Genomic DNA, 22,295 nt, shown 5'->3' with positions numbered 1-22,295 from the left:
GTGCCGGTTCGATAAGACAACGAGGTGTAGTGATCAATGGAAAACGTTAATTTTACTCCCAAAGAAATTTTACAAAAGCAATTTCGGCAGAAGATGCGGGGTTACGACCCTGATGACGTGGATAGCTTCTTAGACAACGTCATCAAGGATTACGATACCTTTGTCAAAGAGAATCAACGGCTACAAGAAGAAAACGAGCGGTTATTGTCAAAAGTCGATGAGCTGACCAAGCAGGTCCAAGTCGGCGGCAGTCAACCGCAAGCCACAACGGCCAGTTCGGCCTCTTCGAACGTCTCCAACATGGATATTTTGAAGCGGTTGTCCAACTTGGAGCGGCACGTTTTCGGCTCACAACTTGATAATGATCCAAACGAGTCACATCGTTTGTAAAATTATAATAACTGTGTAAATCCTGGGTAATTGCGGCCGGCTTAAGTCGGCTGAGGAAAGTCCATTCTCGCACAGGCTGCGATGCCTGTAGTGTTCGTGGTCGGTGAAAAAATAAGCCGGCGGACGTGAGCAATCACGTTACGGCGGGGGAAAACGACTAAGGCTTCGGCTATGTCTGAGTACCCCTGAAAAGTGCCACAGTGACGATACGTCTAGGGAAACCTAGGCGGTGGAACGCGGTAAACCCCTCGAGCGGGAAACCCAAACTTTGGTAGGGGAGCTTCACGTCAGGAATTGAACGATGCGTGGGGCAAGCAGAGATGCTTGAGATAGATGATTACCGCTGTGCGTTAGCTGCCTGAGTTAGCGTAGAGTACAAAACATGGCTTACAGGGATTTGCACGTTATCAGGTGGATGGAAGCTTGCTTCCATCCTTTTTTTTACCCTTTTTTTGAATTGGGCTATACCTTAGTGGGTAACCTATGCTACCTTATAGGAACATAAGGAGTGTGGGGAGAAATGAAAACTCGTGAAAAGGTAACCCGGGTCTTAGCTGTGGCGGGCCAAGATCCGTATCAATTGGCAGCTGCGACCCAAATACCGGTGGCCTTGATCAACAATTTATTATGGCACAACTTACCGGTGGGGCAATTGACCTTGGCACAAGCCGAACGGTTGGCGGCTTATTGGGACCGGATGACCGTTGTTCAAGCCAACATACCGCGACAGATAAAACCATAACCTGATTCAGAATTAGCCAAGCGACCGGGAAGCTTGGCTATTTGGACTGGTTCGATCCTAACCGATCCTGGCTATTTGTGAAAACGTTTACTTGTGGTAGAATAAGCTTAACGTGTGGCCGCTAGGGGATGTAACGATCGGTTTGATGCGGCGACCGTCACTGGTTTTAGAACAAGGGTGACCCACCCGCAAACGTGAGACTGGGTGGATCGTTTTGTGTGCTCAGATGATTAACTTAGTCCAAGGAGGCTAAAATGATGCAAGCACAACTGGTCACGTATCCTGTTATTCTGCACCCGGATAACGGGGAATACAACGTCGAGATTCCCGATATTAACGATGACACCTGGATTCGAGGCACGAGTGCCCCGCAAGCACTGATTATGGCGCATGATATTTTAGGCAAGACACTCGCACGGTTGGAGACGTTACCGACGCTCACACCAACGACGCAATTAAATCTCCCGCACCAAGCGATTTTACACCTGGTGACCGTGGACTTAGCGGCCTTTCGGGTGGCCCCCAGCGACCACGAACACGTTTATTCTTAAGTCATAACGACGCTTAATTAGCAGGGTGGGCCAGGTGGTCCGCTCTTTTTTGCTGTCGTTCCCCGGCAAAATCCCTAAGAACAGTAGTCAGGGGCGGCGTTCAATGATATCATGTTCATGAGCCTCCTCTAAATGGCCAACAGTTAAGGCCTGGTTGGATGGTAGAACGTCCAACCAATGAGGAAGGTCCCAACAGGAGGACATTATGGAAAAATTTCATTTATACGCCGCAACGGCGGCCGGGGTCGAAGCCTTGGCTGGTCGCGAATTACGTGACCTGGGTTACGAGACCCAGGTCGAAAACGGCCGGGTGCGGTTTGATGGCACCATCGAAGATATTTTAAAAACTAATTTATGGCTACGAACGGCCGACCGGATTCGGATCATCGTGGCCGAATTTCACGCGGTCACCTTTGACGAGTTGTTCGAAGCGACGAAGGCCGTGGCTTGGGATCGTTACTTACCCATGGACGCCGCTTTTCCGGTCGAAGGGCGTTCGCAAAAATCGCAATTACACAGTGTACCGGATGCACAAGCCATCGTGAAAAAGGCGGTCGCCACTAAGATGGCGGCGGTCTATCACCGGCGGACGCGCTTGCCTGAAACCGGGGCCACGTACCCACTAGAAGTCATCATCAATAAAAATCACGTGATGCTCACACTGGACACCACCGGACCGAGTCTATTCAAACGCGGTTACCGGGTCGGTAAGGGGGGCGCGCCCATCAAGGAAAACATGGCGGCGGCTTTGATTGCCCTGACCAGTTGGCACCCCGACATGCCGTTCGTGGACCCTGTATGTGGGTCCGGGACCATTCCTATCGAAGCGGCAATGATTGGCCGGAACTTGGCACCGGGTTATAACCGGGACTTCTTGTGTGAAAAATGGGATTGGATCCCCAACGCCTTGAGCCAGCAAGTGCGAGCAGAAGCCGATGACCAGGCTGATTACACCACACCACTGCAAATCTTTGGGAGCGACATCGATGAAAATATGGTAGCTATCGCCAAGAAGAACGCCGTGGAAGCTGGTTTGGCCCAAGATATCGAGTTCAAACAACTGGCTGTCCAGGATTTCCAGACGGACTTACACCACGGAGTCATCGTCGCTAACCCGCCTTACGGGGAACGGTTGAGTGACCAAGCCGGCGTCCGGGAACTTTATAAGCAAATGGGTCAAGTCTTTAAGCCACTCACGGACTGGTCGAAGTACATCTTGACGGCTGACCTCGAGTTCGAACATTTCTACGGCCAAAAGGCCACTAAGAAACGCAAGCTCTACAACGGGGCGTTGCGGACGGATTACTTCCAGTTCTGGGCTCAACGGCGGCCCCGTACTAAGAAGGCGTAGCCGATGGCTCAACTAACTGACTGTGTGTTTTGCCAAAAAAACGATATTATTATGGAAAATGACTTGGCGAAGGCCTTTTGGGACCTGCATCCGGTGCGCTTAGGCCACCTGTTGGTCGTCCCTAAAGACCATTACGCGACCTACTTCGATGTGCCCCAAGTGACGCGGCAGGCGATGGACGCCCTCTTGTTTCGAGCGAAAGCATTTTTGGACCAGCAGTACCATCCGGCCGGTTACAACGTCGGGGTCAACGTCAATCCTGCGGGTGGCCAGAGTGTGATGCACGCTCATATCCACCTGATTCCACGCTACACGGGTGACGTGAAGGACCCGCGTGGGGGGGATGCGCAATTTGATTCCCCATCCGGTTCGGCGGCAACGTTAACTAACGGTCTCGTTTCGGGGCCAGGGTTAGCCGTTGGTTAAGTGAAGTGAGTAGAATAACCCAAGATTCATGATTGGTGCAGACCGGTCGTGAGTCTTGGGTTATTTGTGTTGGGATATTGGTGACGCGAAATTGAGTCGGTGACTTTACCTTCCGGCAGAATCTGGTAAACTGAATTAGGGGCGCCAAAGAAAAATGGCGACCCGTAATAATAAAAAATCTTATAATCCAAGGAGATCCAAACGGATGATGACGATTTACAGTTATAACCAGCTAATGCTCAATGATTTGGCACCGTATCCAATGGTCGATCAGTTGCTCCAAATGGTCCAACTGGCACCCGCGCGGGACTGACCAGTCCGCCACGACGCACGCAGCACCGACACACTAACTTTGAACTATGGGGGAAGCAACAATGACGGGAGTCTATGGGGATATTCATTTTATTTTGGCCAGTTCGTTACTGAACGTGGAGTTGAGCCGACTGACGGGATTGCCAAGTCCCGTGATCAAACAATTACGGGACCGGAAATTGCCGGTCGCCAGCCTAACACTGGCCCAAGCCGAACGGTTTTGTGCGGCTCGCAGCGTGGTGGCGATTTATGAGGAACGTTACCAACAAGCCTGTTGGGAATCGCATTGACCTGTAAGAAGTCTTGAATGTAATAAAAATTAACATATATGGTAATGACAATGACTTTAACCGCCGAAAATGACCGGGTTTAACCAATGAATTGCTAAATTAAGCCGAAATTACCCTAAAAAGCCTGACAAAAGCTAAAACTTGTGTTAGAACTTATAACATAAAGAAAAAAGAGGGCGTGGCTGATGAATTTAGCAAATACAGCGTTTGTGTTGATCGCAAGTATCTTGGTCCTATTTATGACTCCCGGGCTAGCGTTTTTTTACGGGGGATTGGTCACGGAGAAGAACGTCGTCAATACCATGTTGTCGGTCTTTATCATGACCGGGGTCGCCATCGTACTTTGGGTGGCCGTAGGTTATACACTGGCGCTTTTGGGGAACATTTTGGGGGTCATTGGGAACTTAAAACACGTCTTCATGGCTGGGGTGAACTTGGCTGGGTTGACCGCGACTAAGATTCCGGTCGGGGATTATTCGTTGTTCCAGATGATGTTTGCCATCATCACTCCGGCCTTGTTCGTTGGGGCAATCGTGGGGCGCATCCGCTTTAAATTTTTACTGGTGTTTCTGATTGCTTGGTCCATCTTCATCTACTACCCGATGGTCCACTTGGTTTGGAGCCCGGCCGGGTGGTTGGCGCGGCTCGGTGTGCTGGACTTTGCCGGGGGCACCGTGGTGCACATCAATGCGGGGGTCACGGCCTTAGTACTTTCACTGTGGTTAGGCCCGCGGTTGACTGCCGCCAAGAAAAACGACCATTACAACCTACCGTGGGTCTTACTGGGCACGGCGATTCTGTGGATCGGCTGGTACGGTTTTAATGCCGGGAGTGCTTTAGCCGTTAACAGCGTGGCCATGCAAGCGGCCATCACCAGTACGGTGGCGACTGCCACGGCGATGGTGGTTTGGATGGGCTTAGACCTCTGGACAACTGGGAAACCGACGCTGGTCGGCGTCTGCACGGGAACCCTGTGTGGACTGGTCGGCATCACGCCGGCAGCTGGCTACGTCACGGTCCTAGGCTCCGTTGCGATTGGCGCTTGTGCGACGTTGACTAGTTACGCGTTCATCACGTTACTCAAGCCACGGTTGGGCGTCGATGACACCTTGGATGCCTTCGGGTGCCACGGGGTCAGTGGCATCGTCGGCAGTCTCTTGACGGGGGTCTTTGCGACCAAGTCCGTCAATGCAGCCGTGGTGACCAATGGGCTGGCGTACGGTGGCGGCTGGCATTTGCTGGGCGTCCAAACCTTAGCGACCGGCTTTACGATCATCTTCGTTGCCGCGATGGGCAGCCTCTTGATTTGGGGCCTCAAAGCGGTCTTCCCTATGCGGGTTAACGCGGTCGAGGAACGCTTAGGCTTGGATGAAGGCGAACACGGCGAACGGGCCGACTACACGGTGGGCTTGAACGCAAAATTGGGTGCCTTTACCGCCGACCAGGAAAAGTACGCCCCAGAATTCAAGGGTCAGTTAGAGCAACTCCACGCACCAGTCAGTGACGAAGCACAATGGCTAACTGGTAAGCATAAAGATTAGGCATAAGAACTGAGGGGGAGTCCGTCATGGTAAGCAAGCAGGAGGCCGATAGCTGGGTCTTAATCGAGGTTAAGGCACCAGCCCTTAATTCGGCCCAACGCCGGTTTCTCTGGGCGCTGTTAAAAATCGGGTTTACACAGCAGAGTGGTGAGATCACCCTGTCATGGCAAAAGATTCGCCAGCTTTTAGTGGCGCAGACGCCGGCCACTCCCCGCGACTTTTGGAACGACTTCTTGTTACCCTTATCCAAGGTAACCTTTAAGTTTCAACTAGCCCATTCGATTAGTGTGGGCGACTTCTTTCGGGGTCAAGAGATCGACGACCATTCCGGACGGGTAACGGTGTCGCTGACGCCGCAAGTGTTACGACGATTAAACACACCCGCGAATTTGATTCTGTTAGGTGCAACGATTTTCGACCAATTCCAGATGTAAGGGACTGGTTGAAAATCAAGCCAAGGTGTCTTTCCACAGGCGCCTTGGCCGGCCAGTCAGCCGACTTAGTTTGTCAATTGACCAGGTCAAAAGCGTCGCGGAGGTTAAGTTTAGGTAAGGTTCGACGAAAAGGTTTGCAACTCCCCCTTGATATTGCTATCCTGGAAACGTGGTTGGGGCCACAATTATTTCGGGGAATTTAGGGGGAATTGACATGACAAAAGATGCGATTGCATTGATCATCCTGGTGGTGTTAGCAGTTGGCTTATTAAGCTTGGTACTGATGAAGTCCCTATTATGGGCAGTCGGTTTTCCGATCGGCTTCGCAGCACTGGCTATTCTGTGCTACGGCGGGGAAGCTTTACTCACAAAATACAAAACTAAACAGCGTCAAGCTTAGCGACAAAATAAAGGAGGCCCGTGAGCCTCCTTTTTGTTTTGGTATAATAAAGTTAAGCGTGGCGTGAGGGGCAAGTCACGTGAATCTTAGGTGGCGGTATCTAGGTGAGGCCGTCAATAAGGGGGTACCAGGTGATGATTTCTAGGGAAAAGAAGGCCGCGTTTAATCGGATGGCGAATTCGGGGCGTCTTTACAATAGTGATGATCCAGAACTCTTGGCTTACCAACGGGAGCTGGTACAAAAGATCAATGTGTTTAACCAGTTGCCAGAAACCGATGCGGGGCTAAAACAACGCGACGCGATTTTACGAGAAGTTCTGGGAACTTATGGGGAAGGCTTAGCCATCTTGCCGCCCGTCTACGCGAATTTCGGCTTAAAGCACGTCCACGTCGGCCACGATGTTTTTATTAATTTTAATAACAATTTTGTCGACGACGGGGATATTTTTATTGGTAGCGACACGATGATCGGACCGGGTTGTACGTTGGCGACGGCGGCCCACCCCACGTCCCCGCGCTTACGGCGGGCTAAGCTCCAGTTCAATCAACCCATCCATATTGGTGAAAACGTCTGGATCGGTAGTGGGGTCACCGTCTTACCAGGAGTGACGATTGGAGATAATGCCATTATTGGTGCGGGCAGTATCGTGACCAAGGACATCCCGCAAAACGTGATTGCGGTGGGGGACCCCGCCCGCGTGTTGCGGGCCATCACCGCCAACGATGATGTTTTTTATAATAAAGAGAAACGTATTCCCCAGGATATTCGCGCTAAATACCTTCAAAATGACTAGCCCCGAATAACCTTGGATACTTAGGGTTGGTAGCAGTAAAACTAAACGAAATAATGAGGAAGTGACGTCCATGGATCGTACCCAACCAGTAGAATTAGTGACCATGGTGATGGTCCAGAATCCTGAAACCCAGCAGGTTCTGGTCGAAGATAAAGTCAACGTGCCCTGGAAAGCGGGTCATAGTTTTCCCGGCGGCCACGTCGAAGCTGGCGAAAGTGGACTCCACGCTGCCTTGCGTGAAGTCCGTGAAGAAACCGGCCTGCACCTTACGACCGCGGAATTTTGTGGGACTTGCGAGTGGTTCGACCAGGACCACGGGCGCCGGAAACTGGGCTTGCTGTATCGGGGCACCCAATTTACCGGAACCCTGCAGAGTAGTGCCGAGGGCCGGGTGTATTGGTTAGCGGAAAACGAGTTGACCGTGGCCAACAGTGCGGCGAGTCTATTGACCCTGTTAAAGGTCTTTCATCGAGACGTGCCGGCCGTGGTCTGTGACGAGTGGGATGGGCCCTTACAAGTCGATACGAGTCAAGGGTAACTGAAAAGCGGCTGGCAGTTCGATATCACGTCGAATTGCCAGCCGCTTTTCAGTTTAGTGAAGATGTCACTCAGGTGAAGAGGGTGACTAAAATATCCCAAGTCATGTGCACGATGATCCCTGGCCATAGTGAGTGGCTCTTAGCGTACAACCACCCGAACAGCGCCCCTAAAAGGGCGACCGAGACTAGGTTACTCAGCCAGACCAGTGGGCTCATCGGCGGAATCGTGGTCAGGTAGCGGGGGATGTGCATCGCCGCGAACGCAATGGCCTGGATGGTGTTAGCTTTCGTCAGCGTAGTGCGTTGCAACAGGGCGTTTAAGAAGTAGCCCCGAAAGACGAACTCTTCCGTGATCCCCACGACTAAGAAGTAGCGGCCCCAGTATTGGGGTAAAAAGCCACGACTCAGGTGTAACCCGTGATGGATGACCAAGAACTGGGCGACTAAGTAGATGACGAGAACGCCCCAGACCCAGTAACCCAGCGTGAAGTGCCAGGCGGGGCGCCATTGGGCTTTCCGAGACACGGTTAGGGTGCCTGGCTGCGCGTGGTGTAAGAACACCCACCCCCCGCCTAACCAGACTAATAGTTTGATGGCATCGAGAGCCAGTTCTTGCCACCAGCCGGCCAAGTGATGCTCAATCGGTGTGTTTAAAAAGATCTGGACCACTAACCAAGTGATCCAAAAGGCTAAAAATTGCAGCATTAATCGACGCTTGGAAATCATTTTGGCCATAAGCCTTCCTCTTCTCTAATGGATAATCACCTACATTGTAGGTCTTCTGATACGGTTAACGTGTAAAAGTTGTGTAAAGACGGCATAGCTTCTATGTTACTAGTGTTAACATTTAATGTAAACGGTGATAACATTGGACTTGAAAAGCCCAGTCAATCATGGTTTGTCCCCGGGAGGTCCTAAAAATGACAACGCGTCCCTATCATCGTCAAAATTTAGCCGCTGCGATTCGCCAACGAGCCCGCCAAGAATTAGAGGAAGCGGGGGTTGCTGATTTGTCGTTACGTCAGTTAGCCCGCTTCTTAGATGTGACGCCGGCAGCCATTTATCGCCATTTTCCCAATAAAGCCAGTTTGTTGCACCAGTTGCGCGTCGATATCTTGAACGAGGTAGCGGCGACGTTACGCGAGGGGGTCCTCGATTCCCCGGTGGCCGCGACGATGCTCACCCGGATGGTGACGAACCTGTTGACGTACCAACGCGACCATCCCCAGGCCGTGGCGTTTGTTGTGACCGGGGCCTGGCCAGTGCCGGATAGTTTGGTCACAGTGATCACGCTGTGGTTGACCCAAACGGATACTCAAGGGGAGGCCCGAGCCGCGAGTAAGACGGTCTGGACCTTTTTACTAGGCGTGTTGTTATGCCAGCCCCAACGGCCGGTCACGGCCGACTTGGTGACGCACCAATTAACGAAATTGCTCGGGGCGAGTTGATTTGCTTTACTTTCAAAAAGTAAGTAATAAACTAGGTCTACACCAATTAAGTTGTGAACAATTAAAAACCATAAAATGAGGACCTTACCTAATGAAAACCCAATTTATCGACTTAGCCCAACAACGCCGGAGTATTTACGCCTTAGGCCGCAATGTCACCCAGACGTCCACTGAAATCAGTGCGCTGATCAAAGCCGCCATCAAGTACGCCCCCACGCCGTTCAACAACCAGTCGACCCGGGCCGTTATCCTATTTGGCCAGCATCACGAGCAACTCTGGCAAATCGTCCACGATCAATTGCAGGCCATCGTGCCGGCCGAAGCTTTCAAGGTTACTGAGCAGAAAATTGCTGGGTTTGCGGAGGCTTACGGCACGGTGCTCTTCTTTACGGACACGGCGGTCGTTGACCAATCCGCAGCTGATTTCGCGACTTACGCGGCTAACTTTGCCGACTGGGCCGAACAAGCCCAAGGTGGGGCACAGTACGCCGTGTGGACCGCGCTGGCCGAAAACGGATTGGGCGCGAACCTGCAACATTACAACCCACTGATCGACGCCGATGTCCAACGAGCCTTTGGGTTACCCACCAGCTGGCAATTAAGAGCCGAAATGGATTTTGGGTCCATCGAAGCCCCGGCGGGAGACAAGACTTTCATGGCCGATGACGATCGGTTCTTAGTCCGCGACTAAATTAGAATGAGTGTTTAATGATAGGCCATCCAAAACAAGCGGCGGGCGCTTGCTGGATGGCCTATCATTAAACAGCAGATGTAAGCGTATTAGTAACGGAATAAATGAAGTAGGCAATCTTCGTTTGGCGCATTGTCTCCCTTTTTAGGTGGTGGCTTAGCTACTTCAGTATTTCTGATCGTACTCCCAAACGCCATTACAAATGGCGAGAAATTGTTCACGGCTCAGCTTTGGTTGGTCCTCCTTGATGGCGCTGAGCGCGGAGAGCAATAATGCACTGACCGTACGTCCCGCATCGAGGGTGGAGCTTAGTTTGACGTTGCCGTCTTCGTCGGCGGCCACCGTAATCGTATATTTAGCTGAATCGGATTGTGCCATGGATTCACACTTCTTTCTTCAAATTTTCAAACCTTAGTGTAACATGTTGCGACGCCTAGCAAAATATTTAGGTAAACTTACGATTGGCCCACGGCTTATCCAGTGGGGCGTTGCCTGGTCATGGGGATGAAAATGAAACGGCAACGACCGCGACGACCAAGAAGGTATGCTAAAATGAAACCGAGTGCAATCTTGGTGGTTTGAGGAGGTTAAACGAATGCAAAAACGAATTGCAATCATTGGCGGTGGCATCGTCGGTGCGACCGCCGCGTACTATCTCAGTACGCTTCCGGGTACCAAACAACTCCAGGTGACCTTATACGACGATGGGGTCGGACAGGCTAGCAAAGCGGCTGCTGGCATCATCTCGCCGTGGTTATCGAAACGCCGTAACCAGCGGTGGTACCGCTTGGCGCGCGGGGGCGGATCTGTACCCCCAATTGATTCATGACGCGCAGCTGGGAACCGACGTTTACCAGCAAACGGGGACCATCGTGACCCGGGCGGCTGTTCCGGACTTAGAAGCCCTGTACGCCTTAGCACAAAAGCGGCGGGAAGCGGCACCGGCGATGGGAACGGTCCAACAATTAACGGCACAGGAAGTGCAGGCGAAGTTGCCCCTGTTGACGGCCCCACAAGCGGGAGTCTTTCTCAGTGGAGGGGCCCGAGTCGACGGGGCCGCCTTGGTCACGACGTTGTTAGCCAAGGCGCAACAACGTAATTTGACGGTCCGTCAAGAACGGGTCGAGCTCGATGGTGACGAGAACATCGTCACTTCGGCAGGGACCCGGAGATACGACCGCATCATCGTGGCAGCTGGTGCCTGGTTACCCGACTTGTTAGTGCCGTTGCACATTCAAACGGACATTCGCGCCCAAAAAGGACAATTAATCGAGCTGGCCGTCAAGGACTACCCGTTACAGGAACAACTCCCCGTCTTGATGCCTGAAGGTGAACGGGATTTTGTGCCGTTTGGCCAAGGAAAATTGATTGTGGGCGCAACGCACGAGGATGACAAGCACTTTGATTTGAGCTTAGACGCGATGGTGACCGCCGACTTGTTGGCCAGTGCTCAGCGACTGATGGGGACTCTCACCGACGAAAACGTCGTGGGCGTCCGGGTCGGGACCCGGGCCTACAGTAGTGACTTTGCGCCTTTCTTCGGTCCGATTCCCGAACACGAACGACTCTTAGTCGCTTCCGGGTTGGGTTCCTCGGGGTTGACCACGGGGCCACAAATCGGACGTTTATTAGCCGGCTCGGCGCTCTACGGTGGCACTCCCGACTGGAGCGATTACGAATTACCACTGAGTACTTACTTAAAGTCTTCTCTAGCGTGAAGGGCTTGATTGGCTAGTGTGTGGGCCCCCTGGTTCTGTTTTTCGGGGACCCACTGGGTCAAGACCAGTTGAAAGGGGCGCTGAGCGCTGAGCAGGGCGTCTACTTCACTTTGGTAGTGCTTGGCGTAGCGTTTGGCAACACTTTGGCTCACGAGCAGACTGTCCGTGTAGAACAACACGGTGGTCGTGGCACATTGAGCGCCTAGTGTGTGAGCCAATCGCGTGAAGGCCAGCGTGGCCACTTCAAATTCAGCGAGATGGTTGGTCGTGGCTTGTAGCGGTAGGCTCGTTTGGGTCTGTTGGTGGTCGTGGATCAACAGGATGCCCCCCGCACTCAGGCCGCTTTGCGGTTGGGTGGCGGCATCCGTATATAATGAATACAAAGGACTCACTCCTTTAGATTAAATGAGGTGTTGATAAGATTATGATAACCCAGGAACGACGCTTTTTGTACCAACCCAATCCCATTAGCAGCATTATCATTTGGAGTTGGACGTTTATCGTCCTGCTACTGGGCGGGATTTTTTGGTTGGAAGTGACCCACTTTAACTGGATCACGTTTGCCTTTTTTGTGGCGTTTATCCTGTTATGTTGGATTGAGGTCCACTTTCGCAATATTACCATGGCGCACGATATGCTGACGGTCAGCACGGTGTTGAATCACCATCATCTGGTGATTCCGTTGCGTCACGTCAAGAGTGTCCGCGCCACCCGGTACCGGTTAGGTATCGTGGCGCAGGGCCGAATTTATCAATTTTTATTGCCCCGTAACTCGGCCATCGAATTAGCTGGTCTGTTACAAACAGCAATTGCGAACAGTTCATCGGAGGAGGAATCTGCTTAATGACTCAGAATACTGATATTGCCATTTCACAAGCTACACCCTTAGAACCCATCGAAAAGATTGCGGCCAAAGTCGGGTTGAAGCCCGAACAAATCGAACCTTACGGCCACACCAAGGCCAAGATTGATTTACCTTTGGCCGACCCTAAACCATTAGGCAAGTTGATCTTGGTCACGTCGATCAACCCAACGCCCGCAGGCGAAGGCAAATCGACCGTCGCCATCGGTTTGGGGGATGCGTTGAACCTGATTGGTCAGCGGACCGTTTTAGCCTTACGGGAACCGTCCTTAGGCCCCGTGATGGGCTTGAAGGGCGGTGCGACCGGGGGAGGTCACGCCCAAGTCGTGCCGATGGAAGACATCAACTTGCATTTTACGGGCGACATGCACGCCTTGACCGAGGCCCACGATACCTTAGCGGCCTTGATCGATAACCACATTCAACAAGGCAACGCCTTGCACTTAGATCCCCGCCAAATCGTGTGGAAGCGGGTGTTAGACATCAACGACCGGGCGTTGCGGCAGACCGTGATTGGCCTGGGCGGACGCACGTCGGGGGTTCCCCGTCAAGACGGGTTTGACATCACCGTCGCCAGTGAATTGATGGCGGTATTGTGCTTGAGCAAGGACTTGAGCGACTTGAAACGCCGGGTCAACCGGATCCTGATCGGCTACAACACCGATAAGGAACCCGTGACGGTGGGGGACTTGAAGGTCGGTGGCGCCATCACATTATTACTTAAGGATGCCATCAAGCCCAACTTAGTCCAAACGTTGGAGCACAACCCGGCCATCATTCACGGTGGCCCGTTCGCCAACATCGCCCACGGGTGTAATTCCGTTTTGGCGACCCGGACAGCCTTGCAACTGGGCGATTACGCCGTGACGGAAGCCGGTTTCGGCGCCGATCTGGGTGGTGAAAAGTTCATGGATATCAAGACACCGGTCCTCGGCAAAACGCCGGACGCCGTGGTCATGGTGGCCACGGTCCGGGCCCTCAAGTATAACGGTGGCGTCAAGCGCGCCGACTTAGAGACCGAAGATTTGGCAGCCTTAAAACAGGGCAGTGCTAATCTCTTGCGCCACATCCACAGCATGCAACAGTACGGCGTGCCGGTGGTCGTGGCCATCAACCGCTTCACCAGTGATACCGATGCCGAGATTCAAACGTTGACCGACATCGTCAAAGCCCAAAACGTTGCTGTAGCCACGACGACCGAATGGGCCGACGGGGGTGCGGGGACGACGGAATTGGCGCGCGCCGTCGTGGACGCGGCTAATCAGCCCAGCAAGTTTAAACCGCTAGTCAAAGATGGGGCTGATTTGGTCACGCAGATGGAAGCCATCACCCATAAAATTTACGGTGGGGCGACCGTCGAATTGTCAGCTAAGGCCAAACGGCAACTTAAGACGTTTGCACAACGGGGGTGGGATCAATTGCCAGTCTGCATGGCTAAGACCCAGTACTCGTTGACCGACGACGCCCATCAATTAGGCGCCCCGAAGGACTTTACGATCCACGTGCGGGAGTTCTCACCACGACTCGGGGCTGGTTTCGTGGTCGCCTTAACGGGTAACGTCTTGACGATGCCGGGTCTACCGAAGCACCCAGCGGCCCTCGACATGGACATTGCGGCTGACGGAACGATTACGGGCCTGTTCTAAACCAGTTAAAAATGTTAGCCAGCTGGGCTTGGTAACCCATTGCCAGCTGACAAGCGTAATGGTGTTGATAGAGAAATCTATCAACACCATTTTTGATGTGGTGAAGAACTAGTCCAGCTTCCTGTTAAACTAGTAACGTCAAAATTTAGACCATTATTAACTAATTTATAGCAGATTTGGCCGAGATGAGCCGTTAGGGTTGCACAATGAAAAGCTGGTCTGGCACAATGAAAGCTAGTCACCGAAACTGGTCCATGGCGAGTCTGAACGTTAATGACCACCGGTGTGTAGTGACAGGACAGTTGCCCGTACCATTTAAATCCCAGAAAGTAGGCTGGTCGCCGTTAGTAGTTGGGCAACGCTACGGCGCAGCGACCAAAAGAAGAGATGACTAAACCCGTAAAATGGATGATGAGTGCCTTACTGTTAGGTACCTTTCTCCCACTGAGCCCTTCCTTGATTGGGCAGGCCGCAACGACGACCGCCCCTACAGCGAGTGTGGCCACTAACGCCAATACGACGGCAGATGTGCAAGTGGCTGCCGGTAAGTTGACCTTTGCGCAGGAGAAGCTTCCAGCCCTGAAATTTGAAGCGGCGAAGGTGGCTGATGGCGAACAAACCGGGCTGGGGCTCGTTAAGACCGATAACGCGCCGGTCGTAAAGATCAGTAATTTACTCGGGAGTGGGGAACCGTGGCAATTGAAAGTCAGTCTGAGTGAGTTTCAGGCGGTCAAACTGCTCAAGAAGGCCGCAAGTGGCGCAGATGACAAGCGGACTTTAACGGGGGCCACGTTGGTCTTCCCCAAGAAGAATTTGACGGCTAAAGCAGAAAAAGCGTTGCCGACTGCGACCACCACGACCCCGGTCCGGGCGGGTGCCGACGCGATGACGCTTATCGACGCAGGACGTGACGCGGGGATGGGGGCGGTCGATTTAGATTTGTCGCCGATCACGTTGACCCTGCCACGAGTTGATTATGCGGGCAATTATCAAGCGACGGTGACCTATAGCTTGGTCAGTGGCCCGAATCAATAATCGAGAAGGAGAAAACAACGATGGCGACAATTAAATGGTGGCTCGTAGCCGGAATCGTGATTGTGTTGGTGGGTTGAGTCCGCCCACCCATAGTCACGCCGCTACCGGAACCCCAGGGCACCCCTATACGGTGACCCCAGTCTTGCCGGCGGATAACCAGGACCACGCGTCGTATTTCAAGTTAGCCGTGCGGCCGCACCAGCATCGCCGGCTACGGTTGAAAATCGCGAACCAGGGGAAGACGGCTCAGCGGTACGACGTTGTGGCGCGAATCGCTACGACGAATAGTAACGGAATCGTGGATTATAGTCGTAACAACCGAGCGAAGATGTTGCCGGCCCAGGCAACGGCTTTGTTTGCTCCCCAAGCTCAAACGGTGCGGGTCCCAGCTCAAGCGACCCGGACGGTCACGGTTGAATTAACGGTTCCCGCTCACGCCTTTAAGGGCGTCATGTTGGCGGGACTGACCGTTCGAGAACATACCACCGCGACAGCCCTAAAGGCGACGAAGGGAACGGGGGTCGTGGCGCGAGCTGAATACGTGGTCGCCCTGGAGTTTTATACTCACCGGCCAATTAATTTGGGCTCACCGGACCTGACGGTGCACCGAGCTCAGTACCAACTGGCCCAAGCTTACCCGCAGGTGGCGTTAGCTATGGTGAACCGGACCCCGGCCTTGGTGTCGCAAGGCCGGTTACACGCGACGTTAACTACGTCGGCGGGGAAAAAGGTCCGCCATTTTCAACGCAACGACCTGCTCTTTGCGCCCCAAAGTCAGTTCACGTTGGGGCTTGATTTAGGGAGTCAGGCCCTAGCAGCGGGTCAGTACACGCTCACGGGGACCCTGAAAACTCGGGGTGGTTTTACCTATCCATTCACCTTACCGTTGACCGTTACCCGGCAAAACGTGCGACAGGTGACACGACATGGGGTGGTGAAGGCCTCCGCCCGAACGTTTAATTGGCTATGGGCGGTCGTGGGTGGCTTGAGTGGCTTAGTGTTGGTGCTGGCACTGGTGATTTGGCGGTTGCTTCGCCGGACCGCTTCGACAGAGTTACCGGATTCGGAAGCGTAACGCGATTTATTTTGAAAGGAGGTGATAGGATGACACAATCTAATCAATTGAAACGGGTCGCTGGGACTGTGATTTTATGTTTAGGGACCTGGGGCGGCTTGTGGCTGATCTCAGGGTCGCCAGGTCACGCGGCCAGTTTGGGTGGTCAGAATGATCGGCGAACAACTCGTGGGTTATTTGATGACCTGCTTAAAGTTATAGCGGAGATTAGAAAATTGACCAATTTAAGCTGGGATAGACTCCAACACTACATTGGTCGGGCCAAAAGTGCTAAGGGAAAGGATGAACTTGATTCAATATTAACGGATGCCGTTAACGAAAATAGTGCTAAAACACCGTCGCCAGTTCAGACCAACCAGTCCCAAAGTACGGTCACCGCGACGGTCAACTCAGGATCGTTAGGCTTTGCTAAGACGAATAGCGGGCAAACTATCGTTCCGTCGTTGCAGTTTAAGACTGCGTTAGGCCGCCAAACGACCCCCACGTCGCTTGCCGTGCGCCCGGCGGGAACCCAGTTAGCAATCGAGAATTTCCTCGGGACGGGTGAGCCTTGGCATTTGAGCGTTCGGTTAGGAGCCTTCAAGAATCTGGAACACCCCAACATCGCGGTCGACGGGGCTAAGTTACACTTGAACCCCAGTTCACCGACTAGTCAAAGCACCTATCCGGCCGTTGCGTATTCCCCAGAGCTTAAAGCTGGCGGGGATGCGGCGGTCATTTTGCGGGGCAAAAAAGATGGGGGCATGGGGCGGACCCAACTTGATTTGGCAAACACCCAATTAGACTGGCCCGCTGTGCGCTATGCGGGGTCGTACACGGCCGACTTGACTTATACGTTGACGACGGGACCGGTGAAATAAAACTAAGTCCTGACTCAGCCTGCCAACCACACCTGGGTGGTGTGATTGTTGCCAGGCTATTTTACATAGTTTTGAAGCAGTCACTGCACTGGCCTTTGTGCGCTAATGGTCGAGTAGTGCGGTTAGTTACTAAGAGGGTCCGAAAAGCACCTAAATTTGGTCCAAAATGTTGATCAGAATTTCCAGGTAAAAGCGCTGGAAGTGAGCTCACCGAGCGGGGAACGCCGTTGGCTGACGGTAGAGCGATTCAGGTAACTGTGCTACAATGGGACCATCTTGGGCACTTGCAGGCGATCCCCACTCCAACATTGCCGTCGATGGAAAGGATTTTGATGCGGTTAAATATCTTACAGCATACGGCAGAAGAAGGGCCGGGGACTATTTTACCTTGGGCGCAAGCACACCACTACGATGTGTTCGTGTACCACCCCGACCAGTTTGGCCAGTTGCCCACGGCGGATGAGACCGACTTTTTAGTCCTCCTGGGAGGCCCGATGAGTCCCAATGATGATTTGCCCTGGATTCACGCAGAACGGGCGTTGATTAAAACGTTGTTGGTGCGCAACGTGCCGATCTTTGGGGCCTGCTTCGGCGCCCAACAAGTCACGCGCGTATTGGGCACACCGGTGACCAAAGCACCCGCTAAAGAAGTTGGGTGGGCGCCGATTTACCGGCAAACGACGACGATTCCAGGGTTACCAGCTCAGCTGATGGTTTTGCACTGGCACGAAGAGATGTTTCAGCTTCCAACGGGGGCTGAATTACTGTTTTCTAGCGATCGGGTCCAAAACCAAGGCTTCGTTTACCATCACCGGGTCGTAGGCTTGCAATGTCACTTGGAACCAACCGCAACGAACGTGCGCGAAATGGTGGTCAACGATGCCGCTTATCTGGCGGGGTCAATCCTAGGACAAACGGCTACGCAGGTGCTGGAAACACCGGTTCCCACGGCAAATCAAGTGGCTTTAAACCGGATTTTAGATTACCTCATTGAATGATTAATGGCGCCCTAACGTTAAGGGGAGCCAACACAGATAAAACGGGTCTGAGGCGTTACGCCTCAGACCCGTTTTGAATTGTCGCTGTTACTCAATTAGAAGGTTTTGCCCGCTGCTTCGGCACGGGCAAAGGCCTGCGCCATGATGTCCGGGGCGTTGGCAGGATCGTGATCCATCCCTTCGGCGTAAAGGCCGGTGACATCGTCAACGCCCATCACGTGGAGGACGGTCTTTAAGTATTGGTGTCCCAGGTCAAGCCGACTGATGTCCGGGCCCCCCGCGGTGCCGTGGTAGTCGCCGCCAGAGGTCTGCAGGTGAAGGGCCTTCTTACCGTGTAAGGCCCCGGCCATGACGCCTTCAGCGGTGTAGTGAAAGGTATCTGGGACCTGCATGACCATGTCGAGGTAGCTTTTCATTTCGGTCGGCACAAACAGGTTATACATGGGGTTGACGAACACGTATTTGTCCGCACTGACGAATTCGTCGATCCAGACCTGCCGGGACGCTTGGAACCGTTCTTCGTCAGGGTTCAGTGGCTGATTGACCAAGGCTTTGTTATAAATGGCCACCGCAATTTTATCCAGCGGAAACGGCATGTATTCGGAGACGTTGTGCTCGATGATCTGGTCATCGGGGTGTGCGGTTCGGTACGCTGTTAAAAATTGTTGGTAAAATTTGGCGGTGGTCGAGTAGGTTTTCGTTTCAGGGTGAGCATAAATTACTAATACTTTAGTCATTAATAACTCCTCTTTTCTTAACGATAAGTTTAGTATATCAGAAAGCGCTTACATTATAAAGCTAGGCGCTAACTGGTCTTTACGCAAGGCGGCCACCAGGCCATTATCGTCCCGGGAGGATAGCGGTTGCTAGATAGGCTTGCGGCTAAACAAATTAGGGACTGAGTTGAATGGCATCAGAGCAAAAAGCGGTCGGAACCGAAAAGTTTACGGGGTTTCGGCCGCGGACCGGTGAGTTTTCTGGTATACTTTTAGCCAATGACAAAACTATGAAAGGTGGGGCCAACACCATGCTGATTTTTGATTCGCTTTTGATCCTGGTCCTGATTGCAACTGACCAGTTGATCAAGCATGCGGTCGTGGTCAATATTGCCTTAGGCGGCCAACACGTCCTGGTGCCGGGATGGCTTTCTTTGACGCATCTACGCAACGATGGTGCTGCCTGGAGCATCCTGCAGGGGCAGTTGTGGTTCTTTGCCGTCATCGCGATTTTTGCCTTGGGCGTCATGGGCTACTTCTTTTGGCACTATCGGCACCGGCCCAAACAATGGGTCGAAGAACTCGGGCTCGCGTTCATGATTGCCGGTACGGTCGGTAATTTCATTGACCGTCTGGTGCAGGGGTACGTGGTCGATATGTTTCAACTCGATTTTATCAATTTTCCGATTTTTAACTTTGCCGATTCCTGCCTCACGGTGGGGGTCATCTTGATTATGATCGGCGTCTTTTTAGCCGATCGACGGGAGGAACATCAGTCACATGGAAATTAAAGAATTTACGGTGGTGCAAAAATTACGCTTGGACAAACTGGTGGCTATCACGGAGCCGACGATTTCGCGCTCCCAGGCTAAAAGTGCCATCGAAGCCGGTCAAATTACGGTCGACGGGCAGCAGGTCCGCCCCAAGGACCAACCGGACCTCGGGGCCACGGTCCACATCGCGTTACCGGACCCGCAGCCCATCGATTTGACCCCGGAGGATATCCCCTTAGACATCGTCTACGAAGACGCGGACGTCATCGTGGTTAACAAGCCGCAGGGGATGGTGGTCCACCCCGCCCCGGGACACCCGAACCACACGCTGGTCAACGCGTTATTGGCGCACAGCCCGTTATCACAGATCAACGGTGAGTTGCGGCCCGGCATCGTCCATCGCATCGATAAGGACACGTCGGGGCTGTTGATGGTGGCCAAAAACGACCACGCCCACCACAGTCTCTCCGAACAACTCCAGGCCAAGACCAACCTGCGCGAATATCTGGCCATCGTTCACGGAAACTTTAAGGAAGACGAGGGCGTCATCCGTGCCCCACTGGGTCGTTCGCCCAAGGACCGTAAGAAGCAGGCCGTCGTGGCCGATGGGCGTCCGGCTGTGACCCATTTCAAGGTCCTCGAACGTTACGGCGATTACTCGTTGATCGCGTGTCGCTTGGAGACTGGGCGGACCCACCAGATTCGGGTCCATTTAGCCTACATTGGTCATCCGGTGGCGGGCGACCCACTGTACGGCCCCAAGCGGACTTTAAAGGGGAATGGGCAGTTCTTACACGCCCGTGAATTGGGCTTCAAGCAACCGACCACGGGTGAACAACTGGACTTTACTTGTCCAGCCCCACCCATTTTTCAAGAAACGGTCCAACGCTTACGGCGCCAGGCCGGATTGCCGGTTGACAAAGCCATCTAGTTTTTTTATGCTAAACTTAATATCTAACGGGTTTGCCGGTAGTTAGGCGGGCGGGGTTCTTCACCATTTTGCCGAAGAAGCTCGCCCGTTTCGCTAGTTTCAGACTTGAATTTTCGAGGAGGACAAAATAATGCCAAAGGTAGTTGTCGACGCCATGGCCATGCAGCGGGCCTTGACCCGAATCACGTACGAAATTATCGAACGGAACAAAGGGGTAGACGACCTGGTGATTCTGGGCATCAAGACCCGGGGCGTGTATTTAGCGCGGCGCATCGCGAATCGCTTGCAACAATTAGAAAACGTCACGGTTCCCGTGGGCGATTTAGATGTCACCCCGTACCGGGACGATATCGATCATGATGGGCCGAGTGACCCGGAAGTCACGGTCGAAAACCTTGATTTTTCCGTCGCTGGCCAGAAGGTCATCTTGGTCGATGATGTCTTGTATACCGGTCGGACCATTCGGGCAGCCATGAGTGCTGTGATGGCGTTAGGCCGGCCCAAGAGCATCAACTTAGCGGTCTTAGTCGACCGGGGCCACCGGGAATTACCGATTCGCGCCGATTTTGTGGGCAAGAACATTCCAAGTTCCCAACGAGAACGGATTAAGGTCTCCGTGAGCGAGATTGACGATCGCGATGCGGTGGAGATCTTAAAGGCGTAAGCAACTCAGTGCCAGATAAAGGGGCCGATTTTGCATGGCAAAACGTTATTTAATTTTAGAAGACGGCTCGGCTTATGCGGGTGAAGGATTCGGCGCCGGGGCCACTACCAGTGGCGAAGTGATTTTTAATCTAAACCTTTTAGGCTATCAAGAAACGATTACGGACCAAATTTACCATAATCAAATCATTATTTTTGCGCAACCGGCGATTGGTAACGTGGGCATCAATCACGATAGTTATGAATCAATTTTACCTACAGCCAAGGGAATGGTGGTTCGTGACTTGACCAACATCTCGACCAACCGCTTGTCCCGGTTGTCGCTGGACGAATTTTTGCGGCAACATAATATTCCGGGCATCAGTGGCATCGATACCCGGCACTTGATCCGTAAACTGCGGCAAGCCGGACCAATGAAGGGAAGTATCGTCGACGTGGCGGACGCCCACGCGTTCGACCAGTTGAACGCCACGGTGTTGACCAACCGTCAAGTCGATCAGGTCGCCACCCCGAAACCGTATCCCAACCCGGATGCCGGCAAGAACGTGGTGGTCATTGACTTTGGTTTGAAACACGGTATCTTGCGGCAATTGTCCGAACGACGGTGCAACGTCACGGTCTTGCCCTGGACGGCAACGGCGCAGGACGTCTTAAACTTGGATCCCGACGGCGTGTTACTGTCCACTGGGCCCGGGTCACCGTTAGATTTAGGGACCGACGTGTTAGATATGATTCGGCAGGTCCAAGCTGAGATCCCGCTGTTTGCGATCGGCCTGGGCCACGAACTGTTCGCCTTGGCTAACGGGGCTGAATTGGTCGCGTTACCGGTCGAGTATCACGGTAGTAGCCACCCGATTCGCCGCATCATCACCAACGACGTATTGTACGCGACGCAGGGTCAGGGCTATGCTGTGGTGGCCAAATCCATCGACCGAGACCGCTTAATCACCACCTACGTGGACTTGATTGACGGCACAGTCCAGGGGTTGCGCCACCGGGACTTCCCGGCCTTTTCCGTGCAATTCTTTGCGGACGGGGCGCCCGGACCGCACGAGAGTCGGGACCTCTTCGATGAATTTATGGAAGCGATGACTGCACGGGAGGGATAG

General features: G+C 53.1%; 27 protein-coding genes, 1 other RNA gene and 1 pseudogene. 25 read left to right on the top strand and 4 right to left on the bottom strand.

All coding sequences use genetic code 11. The annotated features are described in order from the left end of the window. The first annotated feature begins 36 nt into the window (after positions 1 to 36). From gpsB to DXH47_RS06280, 12 genes are all read left to right on the top strand, one after another. Positions 37 to 390: a cell division regulator GpsB gene (gene gpsB, locus DXH47_RS06335; protein ID WP_129032520.1), complete on the top strand. Its 354-nt coding sequence runs from the start codon at positions 37 to 39 to the stop codon at positions 388 to 390. An 18-nt stretch (positions 391 to 408) separates the two neighbouring features. After that, positions 409 to 785: RNase P RNA component class B (gene rnpB / locus DXH47_RS06330), an RNA gene on the top strand. A 125-nt stretch (positions 786 to 910) separates the two neighbouring features. Next, positions 911 to 1,132 (top strand): hypothetical protein, encoded by a 222-nt coding sequence (locus DXH47_RS06325; protein WP_129032519.1) that lies wholly within the window; start codon positions 911 to 913, stop codon positions 1,130 to 1,132. A gap of 257 nt (positions 1,133 to 1,389) precedes the next feature. Next, positions 1,390 to 1,683: a hypothetical protein gene (locus DXH47_RS06320; RefSeq protein ID WP_129032518.1), complete on the top strand. Its 294-nt coding sequence runs from the start codon at positions 1,390 to 1,392 to the stop codon at positions 1,681 to 1,683. 205 nt (positions 1,684 to 1,888) lie between these two features. Continuing rightward, the gene (locus DXH47_RS06315; RefSeq protein ID WP_129032517.1) at positions 1,889 to 3,034 is read left to right on the top strand and encodes a THUMP domain-containing class I SAM-dependent RNA methyltransferase; all 1,146 of its coding nucleotides are present in this window, start codon (positions 1,889 to 1,891) and stop codon (positions 3,032 to 3,034) included. A gap of 3 nt (positions 3,035 to 3,037) precedes the next feature. Beyond that, positions 3,038 to 3,460, top strand: a complete 423-nt coding sequence (locus DXH47_RS06310; RefSeq protein ID WP_129032516.1) for an HIT family protein — start codon at positions 3,038 to 3,040, stop codon at positions 3,458 to 3,460. 374 nt (positions 3,461 to 3,834) lie between these two features. After that, positions 3,835 to 4,062 (top strand): hypothetical protein, encoded by a 228-nt coding sequence (locus tag DXH47_RS06305; RefSeq protein ID WP_129032515.1) that lies wholly within the window; start codon positions 3,835 to 3,837, stop codon positions 4,060 to 4,062. Between the two features lie 185 nt (positions 4,063 to 4,247). Further along, positions 4,248 to 5,603: an ammonium transporter gene (locus DXH47_RS06300; protein ID WP_129032514.1), complete on the top strand. Its 1,356-nt coding sequence runs from the start codon at positions 4,248 to 4,250 to the stop codon at positions 5,601 to 5,603. Between the two features lie 26 nt (positions 5,604 to 5,629). Next, entirely contained in the window at positions 5,630 to 6,037 is a 408-nt protein-coding gene (locus tag DXH47_RS06295; protein ID WP_129032513.1) for a hypothetical protein, read from the top strand. A gap of 214 nt (positions 6,038 to 6,251) precedes the next feature. Further along, positions 6,252 to 6,437 (top strand): hypothetical protein, encoded by a 186-nt coding sequence (locus DXH47_RS06290; RefSeq protein WP_129032512.1) that lies wholly within the window; start codon positions 6,252 to 6,254, stop codon positions 6,435 to 6,437. Positions 6,438 to 6,571: 134 nt separating this feature from the next. Continuing rightward, positions 6,572 to 7,231 (top strand): sugar O-acetyltransferase, encoded by a 660-nt coding sequence (locus DXH47_RS06285; protein WP_129032511.1) that lies wholly within the window; start codon positions 6,572 to 6,574, stop codon positions 7,229 to 7,231. A gap of 70 nt (positions 7,232 to 7,301) precedes the next feature. Beyond that, positions 7,302 to 7,769: an 8-oxo-dGTP diphosphatase gene (locus DXH47_RS06280; RefSeq protein WP_129032510.1), complete on the top strand. Its 468-nt coding sequence runs from the start codon at positions 7,302 to 7,304 to the stop codon at positions 7,767 to 7,769. A 70-nt stretch (positions 7,770 to 7,839) separates the two neighbouring features. Here the strand turns inward: DXH47_RS06280 and DXH47_RS06275 are convergent, their stop codons facing one another. Further along, the gene (locus DXH47_RS06275; protein ID WP_129032509.1) at positions 7,840 to 8,505 is read right to left on the bottom strand and encodes a CPBP family intramembrane glutamic endopeptidase; all 666 of its coding nucleotides are present in this window, start codon (positions 8,503 to 8,505) and stop codon (positions 7,840 to 7,842) included. A 185-nt stretch (positions 8,506 to 8,690) separates the two neighbouring features. On the opposite strand from DXH47_RS06275, the gene DXH47_RS06270 reads away from it, so the two are divergent. After that, entirely contained in the window at positions 8,691 to 9,218 is a 528-nt protein-coding gene (locus DXH47_RS06270) for a TetR/AcrR family transcriptional regulator (RefSeq protein ID WP_129032508.1), read from the top strand. 91 nt (positions 9,219 to 9,309) lie between these two features. After that, positions 9,310 to 9,909 (top strand): nitroreductase family protein, encoded by a 600-nt coding sequence (locus tag DXH47_RS06265; RefSeq protein ID WP_129032507.1) that lies wholly within the window; start codon positions 9,310 to 9,312, stop codon positions 9,907 to 9,909. Positions 9,910 to 10,074: 165 nt separating this feature from the next. Here the strand turns inward: DXH47_RS06265 and DXH47_RS06260 are convergent, their stop codons facing one another. Next, positions 10,075 to 10,287, bottom strand: a complete 213-nt coding sequence (locus DXH47_RS06260; protein ID WP_129032506.1) for a hypothetical protein — start codon at positions 10,285 to 10,287, stop codon at positions 10,075 to 10,077. Between the two features lie 217 nt (positions 10,288 to 10,504). Here DXH47_RS06260 and DXH47_RS06255 point away from each other — a divergent pair. Next, positions 10,505 to 11,627: pseudogene (locus tag DXH47_RS06255) on the top strand (NAD(P)/FAD-dependent oxidoreductase). Here DXH47_RS06255 and DXH47_RS06250 read toward each other — a convergent pair. Continuing rightward, positions 11,603 to 12,019 carry a ribonuclease HI family protein gene (locus DXH47_RS06250; protein ID WP_225423514.1) on the bottom strand — a complete coding sequence of 139 codons (417 nt, stop codon included), beginning with the start codon at positions 12,017 to 12,019 and terminating at the stop codon, positions 11,603 to 11,605. The pseudogene DXH47_RS06255 and the gene DXH47_RS06250 overlap by 25 nt on opposite strands. 56 nt (positions 12,020 to 12,075) lie before the next feature. Here DXH47_RS06250 and DXH47_RS06245 point away from each other — a divergent pair, with 56 nt between their 5' ends. The 6 genes from DXH47_RS06245 (at position 12,076) to DXH47_RS06220 (ending at position 18,103) form a co-directional block, all read left to right on the top strand. Continuing rightward, positions 12,076 to 12,471 carry an EbsA family protein gene (locus DXH47_RS06245; protein WP_318531348.1) on the top strand — a complete coding sequence of 132 codons (396 nt, stop codon included), beginning with the start codon at positions 12,076 to 12,078 and terminating at the stop codon, positions 12,469 to 12,471. Next, a complete protein-coding gene (locus tag DXH47_RS06240) occupies positions 12,471 to 14,135 on the top strand; it encodes a formate--tetrahydrofolate ligase (RefSeq protein ID WP_129032503.1) in 1,665 nt (554 codons plus the stop codon). The genes DXH47_RS06245 and DXH47_RS06240 overlap by 1 nt, the downstream gene beginning before the upstream one ends. 387 nt (positions 14,136 to 14,522) lie before the next feature. Continuing rightward, a complete protein-coding gene (locus DXH47_RS06235) occupies positions 14,523 to 15,170 on the top strand; it encodes a WxL domain-containing protein (protein WP_129032502.1) in 648 nt (215 codons plus the stop codon). Between the two features lie 34 nt (positions 15,171 to 15,204). After that, on the top strand, positions 15,205 to 16,245 hold the full coding sequence (locus DXH47_RS06230; protein ID WP_129032501.1) for a DUF916 domain-containing protein: 1,041 nt from the start codon (positions 15,205 to 15,207) through the stop codon (positions 16,243 to 16,245). Between the two features lie 29 nt (positions 16,246 to 16,274). After that, complete coding sequence (locus DXH47_RS06225; RefSeq protein ID WP_170954971.1) at positions 16,275 to 17,105, top strand: WxL domain-containing protein; 831 nt, start codon at positions 16,275 to 16,277, stop codon at positions 17,103 to 17,105. Positions 17,106 to 17,437: 332 nt separating this feature from the next. Beyond that, entirely contained in the window at positions 17,438 to 18,103 is a 666-nt protein-coding gene (locus tag DXH47_RS06220) for a type 1 glutamine amidotransferase (protein WP_129032499.1), read from the top strand. Positions 18,104 to 18,198: 95 nt separating this feature from the next. Here the strand turns inward: DXH47_RS06220 and DXH47_RS06215 are convergent, their stop codons facing one another. Then, positions 18,199 to 18,840 (bottom strand): FMN-dependent NADH-azoreductase, encoded by a 642-nt coding sequence (locus DXH47_RS06215; RefSeq protein ID WP_129032498.1) that lies wholly within the window; start codon positions 18,838 to 18,840, stop codon positions 18,199 to 18,201. A 290-nt stretch (positions 18,841 to 19,130) separates the two neighbouring features. Here DXH47_RS06215 and lspA point away from each other — a divergent pair, with 290 nt between their 5' ends. The 4 genes from lspA (at position 19,131) to DXH47_RS06195 (ending at position 22,295) form a co-directional block, all read left to right on the top strand. Further along, complete coding sequence (lspA, locus tag DXH47_RS06210) at positions 19,131 to 19,610, top strand: signal peptidase II (protein ID WP_129032533.1); 480 nt, start codon at positions 19,131 to 19,133, stop codon at positions 19,608 to 19,610. Next, positions 19,600 to 20,523 carry an RluA family pseudouridine synthase gene (locus DXH47_RS06205; RefSeq protein ID WP_129032497.1) on the top strand — a complete coding sequence of 308 codons (924 nt, stop codon included), beginning with the start codon at positions 19,600 to 19,602 and terminating at the stop codon, positions 20,521 to 20,523. Before lspA ends, DXH47_RS06205 begins: the two co-directional genes overlap by 11 nt. 130 nt (positions 20,524 to 20,653) lie before the next feature. Further along, positions 20,654 to 21,187, top strand: a complete 534-nt coding sequence (gene pyrR / locus DXH47_RS06200; RefSeq protein WP_129032496.1) for a bifunctional pyr operon transcriptional regulator/uracil phosphoribosyltransferase PyrR — start codon at positions 20,654 to 20,656, stop codon at positions 21,185 to 21,187. 34 nt (positions 21,188 to 21,221) lie between these two features. Continuing rightward, a complete protein-coding gene (locus DXH47_RS06195) occupies positions 21,222 to 22,295 on the top strand; it encodes a carbamoyl phosphate synthase small subunit (RefSeq protein WP_129032495.1) in 1,074 nt (357 codons plus the stop codon).

The sequence above is a fragment of the Levilactobacillus suantsaii genome (assembly GCF_004115745.1).
Lineage (GTDB): Bacteria > Bacillota > Bacilli > Lactobacillales > Lactobacillaceae > Levilactobacillus > Levilactobacillus suantsaii.
Note: the sequence above shows the minus strand (reverse complement) of the source record. Positions and strands in the feature narration are given on the sequence as shown.